1 protein-coding gene is annotated in these 1293 nt (G+C 55.8%); it reads right to left on the bottom strand.

Features of this window, described 5'->3' with window-relative positions; genetic code table 11:
* Nucleotides 1-53: 53 nt before the first annotated feature.
* Complete coding sequence (locus AA74_RS0101385) at nt 54-1211, bottom strand: DDE-type integrase/transposase/recombinase (RefSeq protein ID WP_025910470.1); 1158 nt, start codon at nt 1209-1211, stop codon at nt 54-56.
* Nucleotides 1212-1293: the final 82 nt, after the last annotated feature.

The raw sequence follows: 1293 nt of genomic DNA, 5'->3' as shown, positions 1-1293 counted from the left end.
TGTATGACCGGATACATAGGTGACAGATCAGACCGGGAACATAGGTAACACTTTTAGTCTATCCGCACCACACTCTGGGTTTTTCGGTCGTAGTACGCAAGCGTTATTCCGTTGAAGATGATGGCCTCCAGGCCATCATCTTGTTCTTCCAGCATGATGTACTCATCAGTCAGCGCTTCACTCAGGAACACCGTCCCCTTTTTCCCCATATAGAGTGTCCCCCTCGATTTCACCCTGTAGACCGTTCCTCCTGACGGATAGGCATAGTCAGGAACACGGCCATCCCACTGGCGCTTCGAGGGGTGCCACACCGTTCCGGGCGTTGCACCCGCCAGGGCTTCATGCGGTCTTTCGTAGTTAAATTCTTCCCGGTAGTCACTGAACCACCGCTGTTGTTCTTCCATCGTCATGAAGGTGTTCCCCTGCGCCAGCGCACTTTTCAGGGAACGGTGCATGCGTTCGTGCCGCCCGTTCTCTTCGGGATGGCCCCGCCGGATACGCTCCGGTCTGACGCCCAGCTTTATCAGCCAGACGGCAAGGCGACTTAACCCGGCGATACCCGTCCCTGCGAAGGGCTGACCATTATCGGTTCTCAGAACGTCCGGCAGACCGTACTCCAGGAACGCCTCCGTCAGACAGTGCCTGACGAAGGGCTCGCTCTCACGGTCTGTTCCACGGCAGCTCAGCAGATACCGGCTGTGGTTGTCGGTCAGGGTAAAGGGATGACAGTACTCTCTGCTCAGCAGCCTGAACTTGCCTTTAAAATCAGCGCTCCAGACCTGATTGTTTTCACTGATGCTGGTCAGGGGCCGGCGATTCCCCGGCGTTCTGCGCTTTCTCTTTCTGTCAGGTACCAGGCCTTCACGCTTGAGGATATCGCCGACAGTGCTGGCAGCAGGAACGGTAAAATCGACGTGATGATTGAGGAGCCACATCCGCAGTTTTTTCGGGCCCCAGTCAGGGTGTTTCTGACGCAGGGCAGTCAGGTGTCCGACGACCTCATCAGGAACCGTCCGGGAGTGAGAGCATGGTGCGCGCGACCGGTCAGAGAGAGAGGACAGGTCAGAAGGGTCAAAACGCTGAAGCCATTTGTAGCCGGTTTTGCGGCTGATACCAAAAAGACGGCAAAGAGCGGAGAAGGAGTCCGTACCTGCATGGCAGGCACGGATAAAATCAAGGCGTTGCATAGGTCGGGTCTCAGTCCAGGGCATAGCGAGTCTCCTCTTCTATGCCAGTTATAACTGTTACCCATGTATCCGGTCTAAAGTGTTACCCATGTTTCCGGTTCATACC

The sequence above is a fragment of the Enterobacter sp. 5-4 genome (genome assembly GCF_000612205.1).
Lineage (GTDB): Bacteria > Pseudomonadota > Gammaproteobacteria > Enterobacterales > Enterobacteriaceae > Enterobacter > Enterobacter roggenkampii.
Note: the sequence above shows the minus strand (reverse complement) of the source record. Positions and strands in the feature narration are given on the sequence as shown.